Origin of the sequence: Flavisolibacter nicotianae, from assembly GCF_003628535.1 — a bacterium.
GTDB lineage: Bacteria > Bacteroidota > Bacteroidia > Chitinophagales > Chitinophagaceae > Flavisolibacter > Flavisolibacter nicotianae.
This window is the reverse complement of sequence record NZ_RBCI01000003.1, coordinates 71,385-88,073: the sequence shown is the minus strand read 5'-3', so window position 1 is coordinate 88,073 and position 16,689 is coordinate 71,385. Positions and strand designations below refer to the sequence as shown.

The window sequence follows — 16,689 nt, the reverse complement described above, 5'->3', positions numbered from 1 at the left end:
AGAAATACGGTAGGTAATCCGGCATGTTGCCCCTAAAGAAACACACTTGAAAAAACACTCCCTTCTTGTACTCTTTGTGCTGCTTGCAACCGTTGTTATCGGACAAACGCCGACTGCGAATTTTTCGGCGCAGACGGTATCGGGTTGTGCACCTCTCGTGATTTCCTTTCAGGATCTTTCTACCGGCACACCGACTGCCTGGAAATGGGATTTTGGCAATGGCAACACCTCGACCCTTCAGAATCCTTCGGCCACGTATTTTCAGCCCGGGACGTATACCATTACCCTCACGGCCACCAATGCCAGTGGAAGCAATACACTGACACGATCGGGTTACATCACGATCTACGACAAACCCAAGGTGGATTTTTCTGCCGATGTTACCAACGGATGCTTTCCGCTGCCGGTTCAGTTTACCGATGCGTCTGTGCCCAGTGCCGGAACCAGCAATGTCAGTTGGCAATGGGATTTTGGCAACGGCCTCCAGGCAACCGATCAGTCGCCACAGGTCACGTACACGGCCGCGGGCCAGTATACCGTTTCGCTAAAAGTAACGAACGATAAGGGTTGCTACGCAACGTTTACCAAGCCTTCGTACATACAAATACCCACAGGCATCAATGTTGACTTTACCAATACGCCGATCGACCGGTGCAAAGCACCTTTCCCGGTTACGTTCAACAACACCAGTTCGGGACCGGGGAACCTTTCCTATAGCTGGGATTTCGGCGACGGTGCCACATCAGATCAGACCACTGTAACACACACCTATGCGGCTCCCGGCAAATACACGGTAACGCTTTCGGTGACCAGTACCAACGGCTGTAAAGTTTCGCTGCCGAAACCCGACCTCATATCTATCCCAAGTGTTGCAACCAGTTTTGCCGCACCCGACAGCATTTGCATTTTATCGCCGGCCTCTTTTTCCAATACGTCAACACCGGTACCGGCCAGTGCGCAGTGGGATTTTGGAAACGGCACTACCGCCAGTACGATCGACGCCAGCACGACTTATTCTAAAACCGGCTCGTATACCGTACGGTTGTACAATAATTACGGTTTTTGCACCGACTCGTTTTCCAAAGTGATCAGGGCCCTGCCTTTGCCCAAAGCGGCTTTTACGTCGCCCAATACATTCCAGTGCAAACCACCGCTGACCGTTCAATTCAACGATGCGTCAAGCAACGCTGTCAGTTGGTCATGGGACTTTGGTGACGGGAATGCCGCAACCGGTCAAAATCCTTCGCACACCTACGACCAATACGGCGATTTTGATGTGATGCTGGCGGTAACCAACAGCTCGGGCTGTACCGACACATTGCGAAAAAAAGCCTTTGTACGGGTGCAAAAACCGGTGACAACTTTTCCATCGTTGCCGCAGGCAGGCTGTATTCCCTACACGGCCGGTTTTTCTGCCAACGTTCAAACACTTGACAAGGTCACTTCCTATTTATGGAATTTTGGCGATGGCACCACATCTACTGCGGCAACGCCAACCCACACCTACCCGGTACAGGGGAATTATGCCGTATCGCTGGTAGTGACAACCAGCACCGGTTGCACCGACTCTCTGACTTTACCCAATGCAATCGTTGTGGGACGCAAACCGGTGATCGATTTTACAGTTGCTCCAAATCCTGTTTGTGCGTTGCAACCGGTTAGCTTTACCGGCATCACGAACGAGGGCGACACATGGGCCTGGGACTTTGGTGATGGCCAAACGTCCAATGTGCAAAACCCGACACATGCCTATGCCGATACTGGTCTCTTTACGATTAAATTAACTGTTACCAACAACGGCTGCCCGGTAACCCTGACACGGAACAGTTTCCTTCGGTCGAAGCCGCCCATCCCCAAATTTTTTGTACAAAAAATCTGCGGAGGCAAAAATGAGTTTCTCTTCACCGATGCATCCATCGGAGCTCAAACCTGGCAATGGGACTTCGGCGACGGCACCTCCTCCACCGCCTCAAACCCGAAGCACATATACAAGGACTACGGAACTTATCTTGCGACCCTGACCGTCACGAATGGCACCTGCTCCAATTCTTATTCCGTGCAGGTCCTTGCATTTGATGTCAGCACAAATTTCAATGCGGATGTACGCGAGGCGTGCAAAACGGCTACAATTTCCTATACATCGATCCTTGCCGATCCCACAAAGGTTAGCGACTATTATTGGGATTTTGGCAATGGGCAAACGTCCCGTGATGCCAATCCGCAGGCCGTGTACGACAAGGCCGGCAATTTCACCACTACATTGATTACAAAGGACATTTATGGCTGTCCCGATACGGCAACTGCTGTCAATTACATCAGGATCAATGGACCGATTGCAAATTTTATTGCCCTGAATACCACCGGTTGCAAAGGAATCAAAGCGCAGTTTACCGATAAATCGGTGGGTGATGGCCTGCACCCGGTTACACAATGGGAGTGGTCGTACGGCGATGGCCAAACCGAGCGTTTCCAAACCGCCACCGGCTTTCAGCACGTTTATTCCGATACAGGAAAATTTGCCGTGCAATTAACTGTCACCGACAGCAAGGGATGCAAAGACAGCGTCTTCCTTCCCAATGCTGTCATCACCACAGACCCGAAAGTGAATTTCGATTCGCCGGATACGCTTACCTGTTTGGGCAGCAGTGTGCATTTTAACGATCTCAGTGATTCTGCGGCACACACAACGGCCTGGACGTTTGGCGATGGGACAATGTCAAACGCCGCTGCGCCTGTTCATCTCTACAAGGATACAGGCACGTATTCGATCCAGTTGATCGTAAAAGACAGCAATGGCTGTATTGATTCGCTGACACGAACGGCATACATCAACATTCACAAAACAACGGCTTCGTTTAATGTGTCCGATTCCATTGGCGGATGCGTTCCTTACGAGGTACGGTTTACCAATACCTCCAATTTTTACACCTCATCACTTTGGCAGTTCGGTCCATCTGTCAGCACAGTTGCCAACCCTGTTTTCACGTACACCTTACCGGGAAGCTATGTGGTGAAGCTTCTTGTGACCGGTCGTGGTGGCTGTGTGGACACAGCCAAACAGAATATTGTTGTCTACCCCGACAGCGTACATAAATTTTCGTACACACCATTCGACGCCTGTAAGCCGCTCCTCCTCCGTACCAGTATTCAAAGCCCGGCGAATATGACCTATTCCTGGGATTTCGGTGATGGCAGTATTGTTACAACAAAGCAGAAGGATACCACGCACCTTTACCAGACATTTGGCAGCTTCGTGCCGCGGCTTATCATCTCCGACTCCGGCAATTGCCTTTTGCCTTACACCGGCACCGACACCGTTTTTGTGCGTGGCGCCAATGCCAAATTCGGGGTAGACAAACTCCTGTTTTGCGACAGCGGTACGATCCAAATCATCGACTCCACGTTGGGCAACGAACCGGTCACCCAGTACAACTGGAACTTTGGCGACGGAGGAACGGCAACCACACAAAACCCTTCGCATTTCTACCCGCGTGCTGGCCTCTTCCCTGTAACGCTGGTGACAATTACATCATCAATGTGCCGCGACACCTTTACACTGAAGACGCCGATCAAAGTCGTTCAAAGTCCGTCTATCGCAATCATTGCCGACTCGGTGTTTTGCCGCGACTCATGGATGCTGGCCCGTGGTATTAATTTGCGCAGCGACACATCCGCCATGCAGTGGTTATGGCAATTCCCGAATGGGAACACGTCCTCGGTAATGCTGCCGCCAATTCAGCAATACACCACCGCCGGTGATTTCAGCATTGAAGCGATTGCGGTAAACAGCAGCGGCTGTGTGGACTCGGCAAGTAAAGACATCCACGTGAACCCGTTGCCGGTCATCACAGCGCCGGCTACGCTGACGTCGCTGGTCGGAACACCGATTCAAATTCAACCGGTGACCTATTCGCCCAATGTCGTCAGCTATAGCTGGTCACCGGTCACAGGACTCAGTTGCACCGATTGTCCGCAGCCCATCGCAAAACCTAATTTCAATACCGTTTACAAAGTGGTGGCAACAGACAGCAATGGCTGTCGGAACGAGGCCAGCATTCAGGTGATCGTGTTGTGTAAAAATGCCAATGTGTTTGTGCCCAACACCTTCTCACCAAACGGGGACGGCAGTAACGATGTGTTTTATGTGCGTGGCTCCGGGCTGGCCCGTGTCAAAAGCCTCCGGATCTTTAACCGCCTGGGCGAGATTATTTTTGAGCGGCAGAATTTTGTGGCCAACGATGCCAGCAAGGGATGGGACGGCACGTATCAAGGACGCAGGCTTTCTCCTGATACATATGTTTACCAGTTGGATATATTTTGTGATAACAGCGAGACCATTCGTGTGGATGGCAGCATTACATTGATTCGCTAAGAGACTTATTCTCCCAGTTTCGGACCGTGAACAGTGTTGTTGGGACAGGCAATAGGGAGAGCGGCCTTGTAGCAAGTAACACTGCTATATCAATCGCAAAATATTTTTACAAAAAAGAGAACCACAGGAAAAGTAATACCAGGTGCTCGTTTCACATGTGTGCACAGGTGAAACGTTTGCAAACAAAATGCTGCGCCCAACAATGACAGAGGTCATTGAAAGGAGCAGCAATAAAAAAGGAGCAGGTTTAACTGCGGCCCCGGTTTACCAACCAAAGGATAATTACAATGACCAGGACGATCAGGATAATAGCGGTCCAGAAGCCTGCCTTGAAAATTCCGCCCACCACTTCGCAGGACGAAAAGGTCATTGCCAATGCAAAAGCACAAAGCCAAATACTTGAAAGCTTTTTCATACGTCTCTGTTTTTGTGGAAAGTATGCAAAAGCTTTGCCGATCGTTTTCAGTTGGTAGTAAACAAAAAGCAATGGGCAAGTTTACGCCTACGCTCCTTGCCCATTGCTTTTTGTTTACTGCTTATTGGCCTAGCTAACACCTTCGGTTTGAACCGATTTGTCAATCTTGGCGATAAGTCCCTGCAAGACCTTTCCGGGACCCGCTTCAATGAATTTATTGGCACCGTCTGCAATCATAGCCTGTACGCACTGCGTCCATTTCACGGCACCGGTAAGCTGGTTGATTAAATTCTGCTTGATTTCATCGCGATCGATAACGCCCTTGGCGACTACATTTTGGTACACCGGGCAGGCCGGTGCATGGAAAGTGGTCGCTTCAATGGCTTCCTGTAAATCCTGCCTGGCCGGCTCCATCAATGGCGAATGAAAAGCGCCGCCTACCGGCAAAATAAGCGCTCTTTTGGCACCGGCTGCACGCAACTGCTCACAGGCAGTTTCCACGCCTTTAAGACTACCGCTAATCACCAACTGGCCCGGGCAATTGTAATTGGCAGGCACCACCACCTCGCCACTCTCCTGCGAAACCTGGGCGCAAATTTCTTCGACCTTTTCGTCGGAAAGGCCCAGCACGGCCGCCATGGTAGAGGGATTGAGTTCGCAGGCTTTCTGCATGGCCTGGGCCCGCAGCGTTACCAGTTGAAGCCCGCTTTCAAAACTCAACGTGCCATTGGCAACAAGGGCGGTAAACTCACCGAGAGAATGTCCGGCAACCATATCCGGCCGGCCGGCATCTATGCTGCGGAATGCAATAATGGAGTGGAGAAAAATGGCAGGCTGCGTAATTCTTGTCTGCTTCAGGTCTTCCTCAGTTCCGTTGAACATCACATCCGAAATCCGGAAACCCAACAATTCATTGGCTTGTTCAAAAATTCGCTTGGCAAAACTGCTGTTGTCGTAATACGATTTCCCCATTCCCGGGTACTGCGCACCTTGTCCCGGAAATACAAATGCATTCTTCATAAGCCGCAAAAGTAAGCTACAAAGCAGAAACCGCCCTAAATTTGAGGACCGGGGATGAGTTTTGATCTGACCATACATGATTACCCTCACTACACCTACAAAGATTACGAAAAGTGGGAAGGCGACTGGGAATTGATCAGGGGCATTCCGTATGCCATGAATCCTGCACCAACCTGGCAGCACCAACGTTTCGGAAGCCGGTTTGTAACCGCCTTTTCAAATGCATTAACTAAAAAAGCAGGAGCCTGTACTTGTGACGTTTTATATGAAACAGACTGGATTGTCAGTGACGACACGGTTGTACGTCCCGATGTAATGGTTGTTTCTGAAGAGATCAAAGGAAATTTCGTAACAAATCCCCCTTCACTGATTTTAGAAATTCTTTCTCCCTCTACTATCTTAAAAGACCGCAACACCAAATTTAACCTTTACCAGGCTTATGGTGTGCGGTATTATCTCATTGCAGATATTGGCAAGAAAGATGTGGAAACTTTCCAACTAAAGGACAACAGTTTTCAGGAAGTAAAAGACCTGAATACTTTCACACTCGCCAACGATTGCATTGTCAATTTCTCCATTCAGGATTTGCTTTCTTAACTCAGGTCGGCCGCAATCAGTTTTAAAAATTCATTGCGAGTGATGTGGTTGTGCAGGAACTCACCGTCGTAGGAAGAGGTGGTGGTTACAGAGTTTTGCTTTTGCACACCGCGAACCATCATGCACAGGTGCTTGGCCTCGATCACCACAGCCACACCAAGAGGATTGAGACTTTCCTTGATGGCTGCCAGAATTTGCGTCGTGAGTCGTTCCTGTACCTGCAGCCTGCGGGCATACACATCCACTACCCGGGCAATTTTGCTCAGGCCTGTAATGTAGCCGTTGGGAATGTAGGCCACGTGCGCCTTACCATAAAACGGGTGCAGGTGGTGTTCGCACATCGAGTAGAGTTCAATGTCCTTGACAATCACCATTTCGCTGATATCTTCTTTGAAACGGGCCGAATTCAGAATCTCCACTGCATTTTGTCCATAGCCCTGCGTGGCAAACTGAAACGCCTTGGCAGCACGTTCCGGTGTTTTCAGCAAGCCCTCCCTTTCGGCATCTTCACCGGCGGATGTAATGATTGTTTTGTAACAGTCTGAAAGTTGTTGGGTTATCTGATCGTCGTATTGATCGATTTTACGGTAAGCCATCAGGTTTTACGATTTGGGATTTACGAAATTGGTTGGAGCCACAGGATATTCAACATAATTCCGGGGTGTTTCGAACAAGCGGATATATAATTCGTTTTGCTCCGGGATGTGCGGACGAAGAATGTTGTAGATCACAATAGCAATGTTTTCAGCCGTCGGGTTGAGTGTTCGAAATTCTTCCACATCAAGGTTTAAGTTTTTGTGATCGAATTTCTCCAGCACTTTTTCGGCAATGAGGTCAGAAAGCTTTTTGATGTCCATGACATAGCCCGTTTCTGCATCCACTTCACCGATTACCTTTGCCTCCAATTCATAGTTGTGGCCATGAAAATTGGGCAGGCTGCATTTGCCAAAGGTTGACGTATTCTGCTCATCGCTCCAGTCCTTGCGGAACAGGCGATGTGCAGCATTAAAATGTTCGCGGCGCACAACGGCTACTTTCTGCTTCATATTGTTCGGGTTAACCAACAAAGGACAAAGGTAAAGGTTGCAAACAGAGCAGAAATCCGAATTTTGCGCCATGCAGATTTTGCTTTGTGCGGCCACGGAAATGGAAATTGCTCCCACTATCCAGGCCCTTTCGTTACACGAAAACCGGACCGTAAATCTTCTCATCACAGGCGTTGGCCTCGTGGCCGCCACCTATGCACTGACCAAAGAGGCCGTGCAAAATCGCCCCGACCTGATTATCCAGGCCGGTGTTGCCGGCACGCTGCAGCCGCAAGATTCGCTTGGTAGTGTTGTGGTAGTCGGAAGCGAATGCCTGGGCGATTTGGGTGTAAAGGAAGCCAGTGGTTTTCGATCGCTTTTCGACCTGCACTTGCTTGGCACGAACACACCACCCTGGAACGAAACACGGCTGACAAATGATGTGGAGCGATTGCGGGCAACCGGCCTGCCTATCGTCAGTGGCGTCACCGTCAATGAAATTTCGACAGACGAAGCCACCGTCCGGTATTACCGCGATCAACTCAATGCGCAGGTAGAGAGCATGGAAGGTGCGGCCCTGCATTATGTGGGCCTGCTGGAAAAAATTCCTTTCCTCCAGATCCGCTCCCTGTCTAATTTTATCGGCGAGAGAGACAAAAGCAAATGGAAGATGAAAGAAGCCATTGCCAGTCTTAACCGTGAAGTGCAAAAAATCCTTACGAAACTGAAAGCATCATGAAACTTACCATCGGTTTTTCGCCTTGTCCAAACGATACATTTATTTTTGATGCCCTTGTCAATGGCCTGATTGATACGGAAGGATTGGTTTTCGAACCCAAGCTGGAAGATATTCAAACCCTCAACGCAGGCGCTGCAAAAGCAAAGCTTGACATCACGAAACTCAGCTTTCCTGCCTTTTTTCCTCAGGCCGCGCAGTATGCTATGCTCAATTCCGGCGCTGCCCTTGGCAAAGGTGTCGGCCCGCTGCTGGTTGCAAAAAAAATGGTGGATGTCGGCGATATTGGTCGTTGCAAAATTGCCATTCCGGGAGAGTTGACAACCGCGAATTTTTTACTGCACTATGCCTTTCCGTTTGTAAAAAATACCGAGCCCCTGCTTTTCTCTTCCATCGAGGATGCCGTGTGCGATGGCGAGGTAGAACTGGGCGTGATTATCCACGAAAACAGGTTCACCTACCAGCAAAAAGGATTGCACAAAATCTGCGATCTTGGTGAGATCTGGGAACAGCGTGAGAACGCTCCCATTCCGCTTGCGGGGATCACCATTAAACGAAGCCTGCCCGATGAAATAAAACGCAAAGTGGAAAGGCTGATTCAAAAAAGCGTGCAATACAGTTTGGATCGCTACCCGAAACTTTCCGCCTACATCACCAGCCATGCACAGGCCATGGAGGAAGATGTGATGCGCAAGCATATTCAACTTTACGTGAACGAGTATTCTGTCAACCTTGGCCCCAACGGCAAGGCGGCTATCCAGGCGTTCTTTGATGTTTACACAAAAATGCACGGACAATCCGGAAAAGCGGAGGACCTTTTTCTATCTTAAGCTATGCGGCTTTGCTTTTGCAATGCTTTTTTGTATGCCCTGATGCAACGCTCCTTTGCAGATGCATGATCAACCATCGGCTCTGCGTAGGTTGCCGTATCAAACTCCGGCACCCACCTGCGAATATAAATTCCCTGCGGATCAAATTTCTTTGCCTGCAGTGACGGATTGAAAACACGGAAATAGGGTGCGGAATCGCAGCCGCAGCCGGCCACCCACTGCCAGTTGCCGTTGTTTGAAGAAAGTTCAAAATCGAGGAGCTTTCTGGCAAACCAGGCTTCGCCCCAACGCCAGTCGATGAGTAAATCTTTTACCAGAAAGCTGCCTGCGATCATCCGCACACGGTTGTGCATAAAGCCTGTTTCATTGAGCTCCCGCATGCCGGCATCAACGATCGGGAAACCAGTTTCCCCCTTGCACCACTGCGCAAATTCCTGTTCGTTGTTGCGCCAGGCGATCGCATCATATTCTTTTTTGCAGGCCTCGTTCACAACCCTGGGATGGTGCCAGAGTACCTGCATAAAAAACTCCCGCCAGATCAGTTCATTTAAAAATACTTCGTTTAACAGCAAGGCCTTCTCTACCAGTTTACGAACGCTTACCGTACCAAACCGCAGGTGAACCCCCATTCGTGTTGTACCCTTAACAGATGGCGTATCCCTTGTTTGATCGTAGTGAATGATTTTTGTTTCATCGATGCGGGACAATGGGGGAATGGCGGGATTGAAAACGAAACCCAACGATTCAAGTGCAGGAATTTGCAAGGGATCCTGGCAGTAATAATGCTGCAGGAGTCGCTCCGAAAAAAAGTGCTGAACCGGCTTTTGTTGCAGGAGCGCCTTCCACTTTTTGGCATAGGGCGTAAAGACCATGTAGTTGCTTCCGTCCTCTTTTACCACTTCGTCTTTTTCAAAAATCACCTGGTCTTTATACGAGTAAAAAGGAATATTTTTTTTCGCCAGGAACATCCTATTCGTCTCATCGCGTTGCCGTGCAGAAGGCTCATAATCCTGGTTAGTATAAACGGCCTGCACATCATACTCCCTGACCACAGTTAAAAAAATATCTTCGACGTTTCCATAGCGAACATCCAGTGTGCTGCCGACAGCGGCCAGTTGTTGCTGCAGGTGTTGCAAAGCAGAATAAATAAAGCTTACCCGTTTATCATCATTGTCTTCGAGTTGCAGGAGAATGGTCTTATCAAAAATGAAAAGCGGTACAACAGGCAAGCCCGATCGAAGGGCAGCATAAAGACCGGCATTGTCGGAAAGTCGCAAATCACGCCGGAACCAAAAGAGAACAACTTTCTGCATGATGTGTGTTAACAAAGACCGCGAAAAATGGTTGCCTTTACAGCAGTAAAAAGCTGTCGGGTTTGGGCAAAACCATATTCGGAATCCTTGTAGCGGGCTACCCAACGAATGATCTGGATCGCGTTGGTCAAAAAAACTTCGCCGGCAGCAATGACCTGTTCTTCCGTCACTTCATCCTGGTGCAAACGAAAACCCATTTTTTTTGCTTCATCGATGACAACCCGGCGCATGACGCCGTTAACACACCCCTGGTGTAAAGCGGGAGTATAGATGATTTCATCCTTGATCAGGAAAAGATTGGCTTTGGATGAATCACACAGGTGGTTTTGTGCATTAATGACCAAAGCATCATCTGCGCCACGTTCCGTTGCGTGACGCTGGGCCATAACGTAAGGCAAAAAATTAGCAGACTTTAAATTGGCAAACGCATCCATGCTCTTGCGGGCATACGGAAACAGCACGAGGTTCAATCCCTCTTCGCTCCACTCGCTTACATGATCATCCAGCGGAAGGGCTTCAATAGAATAGCCAGCGGCATTTTCTTCGGTACGGTAAACTGCAAGGCGGACACGGGCATGATGCGAACAGTCGTTTTGCCGGCAAAGTTCAAGTACCTGTGCAACCATCGTGTCGCGATGAAGGGCTACGTTTGTACCGATCTGCAAAATTCGCAGGCTTGTCAACAATCGTTCAAAATGCAGATTTTCCAACAACAGTTTGCCACGAAAAACTTTCATGGTTTCAAACACACCATCGCCCCATTTGTAGCTGCGGTTGTGAACCGGAAGCAAGGGTGCTTCTGCAGGGAAAAAATCTCCGTTCAGGCATACATTCATGCCTCAAAGTTGAACGAAAAAAGCCAACGGTGAGGTTGGCTTTTGCAGAACGATTTTTAAAAGATCACTCCTGTTCAACAATGCCCGCTTTTACAGCGTACATAATCAGGCCGGCCAGGGATTTTGCGCCGGTTTTAGTTTTCAGTTTGTCACGAATAGCTTCGACTGTGCGGGGGCTCAGGTCTACTGCAACAGCAATTTCACGGGTGCTTTTTTCTTCGCACATTAACTTCAGGATTGTTACTTCCTTGTCATTGAGCGCCACATCGGGAACCTCCTGCTCTACCGGGCGTTTCATCCGCAATCCATTCAGCAGGGCCTTGTTGGTAAGGTCGTTGAAGTAGAACTCCTGCTCAAAACAGGTTCGGATCGCCTGGTAAATCATTTCCGAATCAGAGTCTTTGGTAAGGTAAGAATTGGCACCGATCTCCATCATGCGAGTAATCACCGAATGATCATTGTGCATCGAAAGCATAATGACTTTAATATCGGGATAAAGTTTCTTGACCTCAGGAAGAGTTGTCAGGCCATCCATGATCGGCATTTGAATGTCCAGGAGCACCACATCCGGCGCAATATGCTTCAGCAGGTTCAGCAATTGCATGCCATTTTCCGCTTCTGCCACCATTTGTATGTCTTTGCGGCTGGCCAGGGCCGTTTTCACACCGGCACGGAAAAGAGCATGATCGTCCGCAATCGCAACTTTAATAACGTTAGTTTCTGGATTTTTCATTGAATAAAGGTTGGTAGTTGTACGTTAAAACAGGGCTGCAAATTGCAGAAAAACTTCCGAACGGGAAACAGTACTAGTACGGAATTTCACTTCACATAAAATACGGACTCACTGGATCGTCTTTCCACGAATAATAAATGTTGTTTTTACGATAAAAGGTGCAAAAATACGGTACTGAAGGCTTTTGCAAGCGTAGATCTAGAGTGTTTTGACTTTCAATTAGCAAATAACCGGGCGGTGCCTTGGAAAGTAAAACAGTTATCCCTGGCCGCAGGTAATGTAATTTCTAAAAATGCGGGTGTACTGGAATGGCCTTTGCCTGCGCAGGAGGAAATGCGGTAACTGCTATTTTAGTCCAACAATCATGCAGGGCGTAAGAACCAAAAAGGGAATGAGACGCATGCTATGATTAAAAATCGAAGTGAAGAGATGACAGATCAATCCACGAGGTTGTTTTTAACGGCGAAAAATACAAGCCCCGCCGTATTCTTGCTACCAAACCGCTCCATCAGCCGGTCTTTAATGGCCTCCACCGTACGCGGGCTGATGTCCATTTTCTGTGCGATTTCCTGGGCCGTAAATTCCATACAAATAAAGCGAAGCACTTCGCGTTCTTTGTCGCTGATCGTGATTTCGCTGTTCAACGAGGGAATTGTCTTTTGCTTTGCATGCGCTTTTTTGATCAGAATACGGTTGACAAAGTTGTTCAGGTAGTAACCTTTCTCAAACACGTCCATGATCGCCTTGCGGATTTCCTGCGGCTCTGCGTTTTTCAGCAGGTAACCATTGGCTCCGTTTTCCATCAGGTGTGATACAAATCGCTCGTCTTCGTACATGCTCAGCACAAGAACAAAAATGTTGGGAAATTGCTTGCTGACGATTTTCGTCGTTTCGATCCCATCCTTTTGGGGCATGCGCAAATCCATCAGGATTACATCTGGCTGTGCCTCGGGAAGACCAGCCAGCAGTTCGTCGCCGTTCTCGGCTTCCAGTACAAATTTGATATTGTTATACGGACGAAGGGAAAGAATGACACCCTTGCGAAAGATCTTGTGGTCATCGGCAATTGCCACTTTAATCACATTCATCAGAAATCAGATTTCACTTAAAATTACGAATGATAAAGCATCTCTTCGGGCACTTCTTCCTTGGGCACTTCGATGGTAATCTTATAATAGGTCTGCGAACTGTCTTTTTCAAAATTGATACGGCCATGCACCACTTTCAAACGGCTGCTGATGTTTTTCAACCCCAGGCCGGTTTTGCTTTTATTCAATTTTTCAAAATCGCTTTGCACAAGGCCGCGGCCATCGTGATGGATGCGAATGTAACAATTGTCGCCCTGATTGTTCTGCGTTAAGTGAATAAAACTGGAGCTGCTGTGTTTTAAAATATTATTGACAAGTTCCTGCACGACACGAAACAGAATGAGTTCTTTGTCGGCCTTCAGGCGGTCTTTGTAATCGTGAAAACGGCTGCTGGCATTAATGGCACCGGAACCGCCGATCTTTTGAAACAAATCATTCACCGCCGACTCGAGGCCAAAATTCTTGAGCGTTGGCGGCATGAGGCTGTGGCTGATATTGCGGATCAATTGGATGGTGTCGTCCAGAATCTGGCGTGCCTGGAAAATGGATTGTAACTGCGTGGCCTTGTCCAGGTTCACGAGGTTTTCGCTCAGGTAGAGGCGGGCCGTTGCCAGCAATGGTCCGGCGTCGTCGTGCAGGTCGGCAGCCAATCGTTGCCGTTCTTCTTCCTGCAAACGGATTGAGGCATTCAGCAAAATCTTTTGCTGCTTTTTCTCCATGTCCTGCAACCGCAGTTGAAAGCGGATCACCTTCCGCTGGTGAAAAATGATGAACAAGATCAACCCGATGGTGAGGACAAGCATCCCTAAAGTTCCCAGAAAAAGAACCATCGAAATTCCGGAGGTTGGCGTTTGCAGAAGGAACATCGGACGGGTTAATTTAAATAGGTGAGTTCAAAGTCTGTTACCAGTGTATTGTTACGCGGCGGCTTTGAATTATAGACAATCGCAATCGCAAAAAACAGGGTTCGCAAAATGGAAAAAAAGTTGGTCACGACCCAATACTTCCTGACTTCGGCAGGACTTAAATAATTACAGAAAATATAAATAAAGAACGATCCCGCCAGGTACAACACGATGCCAAGCACAATCCAAAACTGGTAGGTGTTGTAGATAAACAGCGTCGTGGTATCCTTGGTCCGTTCGTAAAGAAAGTAAAACGAGAATGCCAGGAGGAGTATCGTTTCCACCCCAATCGGAATTGAATCCATCATGACCTGGTTGGTTGGGATGGAACTGGTATCAGTCGCCATTTTGGCATAAATCGTAAAGCCAATATAACATACCGTGAAAACGAGGCAACAAAGACGCAAAAGCTTTTTGGAAGTTTGACTCTTGAGCTGAGTGTAAAGAAAGCTGCAGAAGAACAAGCATTCAATCAATGTGAATGAATCGTAAAGCAAAGGAAGCTTTCTCCAATACAATAATAAAAAGTTGATCAAAAAAATTATCGTCGAGTAGGCGACAATCAACCGGATCCCTGTTTCTGCTTTTGATTTTCTTAAAAAAATCAGGAATACGAGGAGAGGAACTAATTCAAGGTAGATATCGAGGGCAACAATGATCAAAATAAAAAAGGGTTTTCTATAGTTTTGGTTTTAGGCCAAATATAGAAAACCTTTTGACAAAATGAAATTTTGCTTTCTTTAATTAATTTTGCTCCCACCAAATTGGTTCGTCGCCAACGGGAGGAACAGATCTCATGATTTTTTTAGTCGGTACCATATCAGTAAGTTTTTGTACCTCAAATATTGGCCTCAAATCTTTCTCAACCAAGTGCTTCAGGCTCAGTATAAATTGTAATTTTTCATCATAATACACTATTCATCAGCGTTTGTACTCAGCAAAAAAGTAGGCTTACGTACAAAATCAGGTATTTCTGCGCATTCATGATCGTAATTTTACTGTCCATTTTTCACCCCAAAACAGATTCATACGGCGACAAAACCAGCCCTTTCCAGTCCGCTGAAACGCAGTCCAGGCCTACATTTCAGCGCTTCGGCCACCACTAAGAAGAAACACTTAACAAGGATGGGTACAAACAATTAGCCGGTGCAATCCCCCCAAATGCGCACCTACTTTCCCCCAATTGCCAAAGGGGAATAACCCTTCGTACAAACGCATTTTTACGATTCCGGAAAACGTAGTTCCACCTTTGAATGCGTCACAGCTCCGTGAAAAAATTTCTTAAGATGTCATGGAGTGGGAGACGAAAAAACAATTAGATTTGTCGCCGACTGCGAACAGCTCATTAAACCAATTTCCATGAATACCCAGCAAATCAAAGTGGCCATCGCCGATGATCATAAAATCTTTCGTGACGGCATAAAAATGGCACTCACCGGCCGCGATCACATCAAATTTTTGTGGGAAGCAGAAGACGGTAAAGACCTGATGCACAAAATTCAGCTCAAACAACCCGACGTGTTGTTGATGGATCTGCGCATGCCCGAACTGGATGGCATGAATGCCATTGGTTTGATCCGCAAAGAATATGAAGAAGTGAAGATCGTTGTGCTGACAATGTATGACGACCAGGAGATGATCACGAAGATGATGGAAATGGGCGCCAATGCCTATCTCACAAAAACTTCAGATCCGGATGAGATATACCAGGCCATCCTTACCTGCATGAACGATGACTTTTACTTCAATGATCTCGTAAACAAAGCGGTGTTGATGCGGTTGCAACATAAAAAGAATGTTCGCCAGTATTACCCCGCGCCTGTGAAGTTTTCGGAAAAAGAACTGCGTATTTTGAAAAGCATCGCAGAAGACAAAACCACCGAGGAAATTTCGAAGGATGTTTTCTTAAGTCCGCGAACCATTGAGACCATCCGGCAGAACATGAAGCAAAAGGTTGGTGCCAAAACCATCGCCGGCCTCGTGATGTATGCCATGCGAAACCGTTTAATCGAGTAAGATTTGCAAACGAAAAGCAACAACATTAACGATACGTTTTTCCAGAGCGCCTATAAAGAAATCTGGCGCAAACTGATTCCGCCTGGTCTTTCGGAAGCTGAGTGTTCGTTTGTTGAAGACGAAGCCTCCTTGCAGAAAGGCGACAACGTTCTTGACCTGCTTTGTGGTTATGGACGCCATGCACTTGAACTGGGAAGACGGGGCTATACCGTAACGGCAATTGACAATTTACAAGAGTACGTAGCGGAAATCGAAACAACTGCAATTGCTGAAAACCTGGCAGTGACAGCCATTGCGGCCAGTGCAATGCAAGTGCCACTGAGCGGCTCCTATAAAGTTGCTCTGTGTATGGGGAACAGCTTTGCTTTTTTTGGCCGGGAAGATGCCCTCTCCCTGTTGGAAAAAATTGCGGCTCATTTGACACCTGACGGCATTTTTATTATCAACACCTGGATGATCGCAGAAATTGCCATCCGGCATTTTCGTGAACACGAATGGTACAAGATCGACGAATACAAATATCTTCTTGAATACAAATATCACTTCAATCCAGGCCGCATCGAATCTGAGCATACCCTTCTTGCCCCTGATGGAACGGTCGAAGTTATTCGTGGCGTGGATTATGTTTTCACGCTCGACGAACTAAGTTTTCTTTTTGACCAGGCAGGCCTGCGTTTGCGGTCCGTTTACAGTACGCCGAAGAAACGTCCGTTCAGGATGGGCGATAACAAAGCCTACATTGTTGTCGAAAAGAAAAACTAAACATCGATAATTGCACGGCCTATTTCTTCGAAGATTAGCGG

Annotated in this window: 16 protein-coding genes; 6 read left to right on the top strand and 10 right to left on the bottom strand. The window is 47.7% G+C overall.

All coding sequences use genetic code 11. The features are described from left to right. The first annotated feature begins 46 nt into the window (after positions 1–46). Positions 47–4,372 carry a PKD domain-containing protein gene (locus D6024_RS08770; RefSeq protein WP_121354244.1) on the top strand — a complete coding sequence of 1,442 codons (4,326 nt, stop codon included), beginning with the start codon at positions 47–49 and terminating at the stop codon, positions 4,370–4,372. 247 nt (positions 4,373–4,619) lie between these two features. Here the strand turns inward: D6024_RS08770 and D6024_RS08765 are convergent, their stop codons facing one another. Next, positions 4,620–4,787 carry a phosphatidate cytidylyltransferase gene (locus D6024_RS08765; protein ID WP_121354769.1) on the bottom strand — a complete coding sequence of 56 codons (168 nt, stop codon included), beginning with the start codon at positions 4,785–4,787 and terminating at the stop codon, positions 4,620–4,622. Between the two features lie 129 nt (positions 4,788–4,916). Continuing rightward, a complete protein-coding gene (gene fabD, locus D6024_RS08760; protein WP_121354768.1) occupies positions 4,917–5,807 on the bottom strand; it encodes an ACP S-malonyltransferase in 891 nt (296 codons plus the stop codon). A gap of 54 nt (positions 5,808–5,861) precedes the next feature. Between fabD and D6024_RS08755 the strand changes: the two genes are divergently transcribed. Continuing rightward, positions 5,862–6,404, top strand: a complete 543-nt coding sequence (locus D6024_RS08755) for a Uma2 family endonuclease (RefSeq protein ID WP_121354243.1) — start codon at positions 5,862–5,864, stop codon at positions 6,402–6,404. On the opposite strand, the gene folE is transcribed toward D6024_RS08755, so the two are convergent. Next, the gene (folE, locus tag D6024_RS08750; protein ID WP_121354242.1) at positions 6,401–7,000 is read right to left on the bottom strand and encodes a GTP cyclohydrolase I FolE; all 600 of its coding nucleotides are present in this window, start codon (positions 6,998–7,000) and stop codon (positions 6,401–6,403) included. The two genes, D6024_RS08755 and folE, sit on opposite strands and share 4 nt — an antisense overlap. 6 nt (positions 7,001–7,006) lie before the next feature. Continuing rightward, positions 7,007–7,450: a 6-pyruvoyl trahydropterin synthase family protein gene (locus tag D6024_RS08745; protein WP_121354767.1), complete on the bottom strand. Its 444-nt coding sequence runs from the start codon at positions 7,448–7,450 to the stop codon at positions 7,007–7,009. 70 nt (positions 7,451–7,520) lie between these two features. Here D6024_RS08745 and mqnB point away from each other — a divergent pair, with 70 nt between their 5' ends. Next, entirely contained in the window at positions 7,521–8,168 is a 648-nt protein-coding gene (mqnB, locus tag D6024_RS08740; protein ID WP_121354241.1) for a futalosine hydrolase, read from the top strand. Then, entirely contained in the window at positions 8,165–8,995 is an 831-nt protein-coding gene (locus D6024_RS08735; RefSeq protein ID WP_121354240.1) for a 1,4-dihydroxy-6-naphthoate synthase, read from the top strand. The genes mqnB and D6024_RS08735 overlap by 4 nt, the downstream gene beginning before the upstream one ends. Here the strand turns inward: D6024_RS08735 and D6024_RS08730 are convergent. From D6024_RS08730 to D6024_RS26625, 6 genes are all read right to left on the bottom strand, one after another. Beyond that, on the bottom strand, positions 8,992–10,308 hold the full coding sequence (locus D6024_RS08730) for a cryptochrome/photolyase family protein (protein ID WP_121354239.1): 1,317 nt from the start codon (positions 10,306–10,308) through the stop codon (positions 8,992–8,994). The two genes, D6024_RS08735 and D6024_RS08730, sit on opposite strands and share 4 nt — an antisense overlap. Before the next feature lie 8 nt (positions 10,309–10,316). Further along, the gene (locus D6024_RS08725; RefSeq protein WP_121354238.1) at positions 10,317–11,144 is read right to left on the bottom strand and encodes an aminotransferase class IV; all 828 of its coding nucleotides are present in this window, start codon (positions 11,142–11,144) and stop codon (positions 10,317–10,319) included. Between the two features lie 64 nt (positions 11,145–11,208). After that, positions 11,209–11,877, bottom strand: a complete 669-nt coding sequence (locus D6024_RS08720) for a response regulator transcription factor (protein WP_121354237.1) — start codon at positions 11,875–11,877, stop codon at positions 11,209–11,211. Positions 11,878–12,314: 437 nt separating this feature from the next. Further along, a complete protein-coding gene (locus D6024_RS08715) occupies positions 12,315–12,965 on the bottom strand; it encodes a response regulator transcription factor (RefSeq protein WP_121354236.1) in 651 nt (216 codons plus the stop codon). 23 nt (positions 12,966–12,988) lie between these two features. Beyond that, positions 12,989–13,831: a sensor histidine kinase gene (locus D6024_RS08710; RefSeq protein WP_121354235.1), complete on the bottom strand. Its 843-nt coding sequence runs from the start codon at positions 13,829–13,831 to the stop codon at positions 12,989–12,991. A gap of 8 nt (positions 13,832–13,839) precedes the next feature. Beyond that, positions 13,840–14,178 carry a hypothetical protein gene (locus D6024_RS26625; RefSeq protein WP_162944642.1) on the bottom strand — a complete coding sequence of 113 codons (339 nt, stop codon included), beginning with the start codon at positions 14,176–14,178 and terminating at the stop codon, positions 13,840–13,842. 1,051 nt (positions 14,179–15,229) lie between these two features. Here D6024_RS26625 and D6024_RS08700 point away from each other — a divergent pair. Further along, the gene (locus tag D6024_RS08700) at positions 15,230–15,886 is read left to right on the top strand and encodes a response regulator transcription factor (protein ID WP_121354766.1); all 657 of its coding nucleotides are present in this window, start codon (positions 15,230–15,232) and stop codon (positions 15,884–15,886) included. Positions 15,887–15,889: 3 nt separating this feature from the next. Continuing rightward, positions 15,890–16,648, top strand: coding sequence for a class I SAM-dependent methyltransferase (locus D6024_RS08695; RefSeq protein ID WP_121354233.1), 759 nt, complete (start codon positions 15,890–15,892; stop codon positions 16,646–16,648). Positions 16,649–16,689: the final 41 nt, after the last annotated feature.

Coding starts and splice junctions, on each gene's coding strand:
- D6024_RS08735 (WP_121354240.1), top strand. CDS start 8,165: ATGAAACTTACCATCGGTTTTTCGCCTTGTCCAAACGATACATTTATT.
- D6024_RS08710 (WP_121354235.1), bottom strand. CDS start 13,831: ATGTTCCTTCTGCAAACGCCAACCTCCGGAATTTCGATGGTTCTTTTT.
- folE (WP_121354242.1), bottom strand. CDS start 7,000: ATGGCTTACCGTAAAATCGATCAATACGACGATCAGATAACCCAACAA.
- D6024_RS08700 (WP_121354766.1), top strand. CDS start 15,230: ATGAATACCCAGCAAATCAAAGTGGCCATCGCCGATGATCATAAAATC.
- D6024_RS08755 (WP_121354243.1), top strand. CDS start 5,862: ATGAGTTTTGATCTGACCATACATGATTACCCTCACTACACCTACAAA.
- D6024_RS08725 (WP_121354238.1), bottom strand. CDS start 11,144: ATGAATGTATGCCTGAACGGAGATTTTTTCCCTGCAGAAGCACCCTTG.
- mqnB (WP_121354241.1), top strand. CDS start 7,521: ATGCAGATTTTGCTTTGTGCGGCCACGGAAATGGAAATTGCTCCCACT.
- D6024_RS08745 (WP_121354767.1), bottom strand. CDS start 7,450: ATGAAGCAGAAAGTAGCCGTTGTGCGCCGCGAACATTTTAATGCTGCA.
- fabD (WP_121354768.1), bottom strand. CDS start 5,807: ATGAAGAATGCATTTGTATTTCCGGGACAAGGTGCGCAGTACCCGGGA.
- D6024_RS08715 (WP_121354236.1), bottom strand. CDS start 12,965: ATGAATGTGATTAAAGTGGCAATTGCCGATGACCACAAGATCTTTCGC.
- D6024_RS08730 (WP_121354239.1), bottom strand. CDS start 10,308: ATGCAGAAAGTTGTTCTCTTTTGGTTCCGGCGTGATTTGCGACTTTCC.
- D6024_RS08765 (WP_121354769.1), bottom strand. CDS start 4,787: ATGAAAAAGCTTTCAAGTATTTGGCTTTGTGCTTTTGCATTGGCAATG.
- D6024_RS26625 (WP_162944642.1), bottom strand. CDS start 14,178: ATGATGGATTCAATTCCGATTGGGGTGGAAACGATACTCCTCCTGGCA.
- D6024_RS08720 (WP_121354237.1), bottom strand. CDS start 11,877: ATGAAAAATCCAGAAACTAACGTTATTAAAGTTGCGATTGCGGACGAT.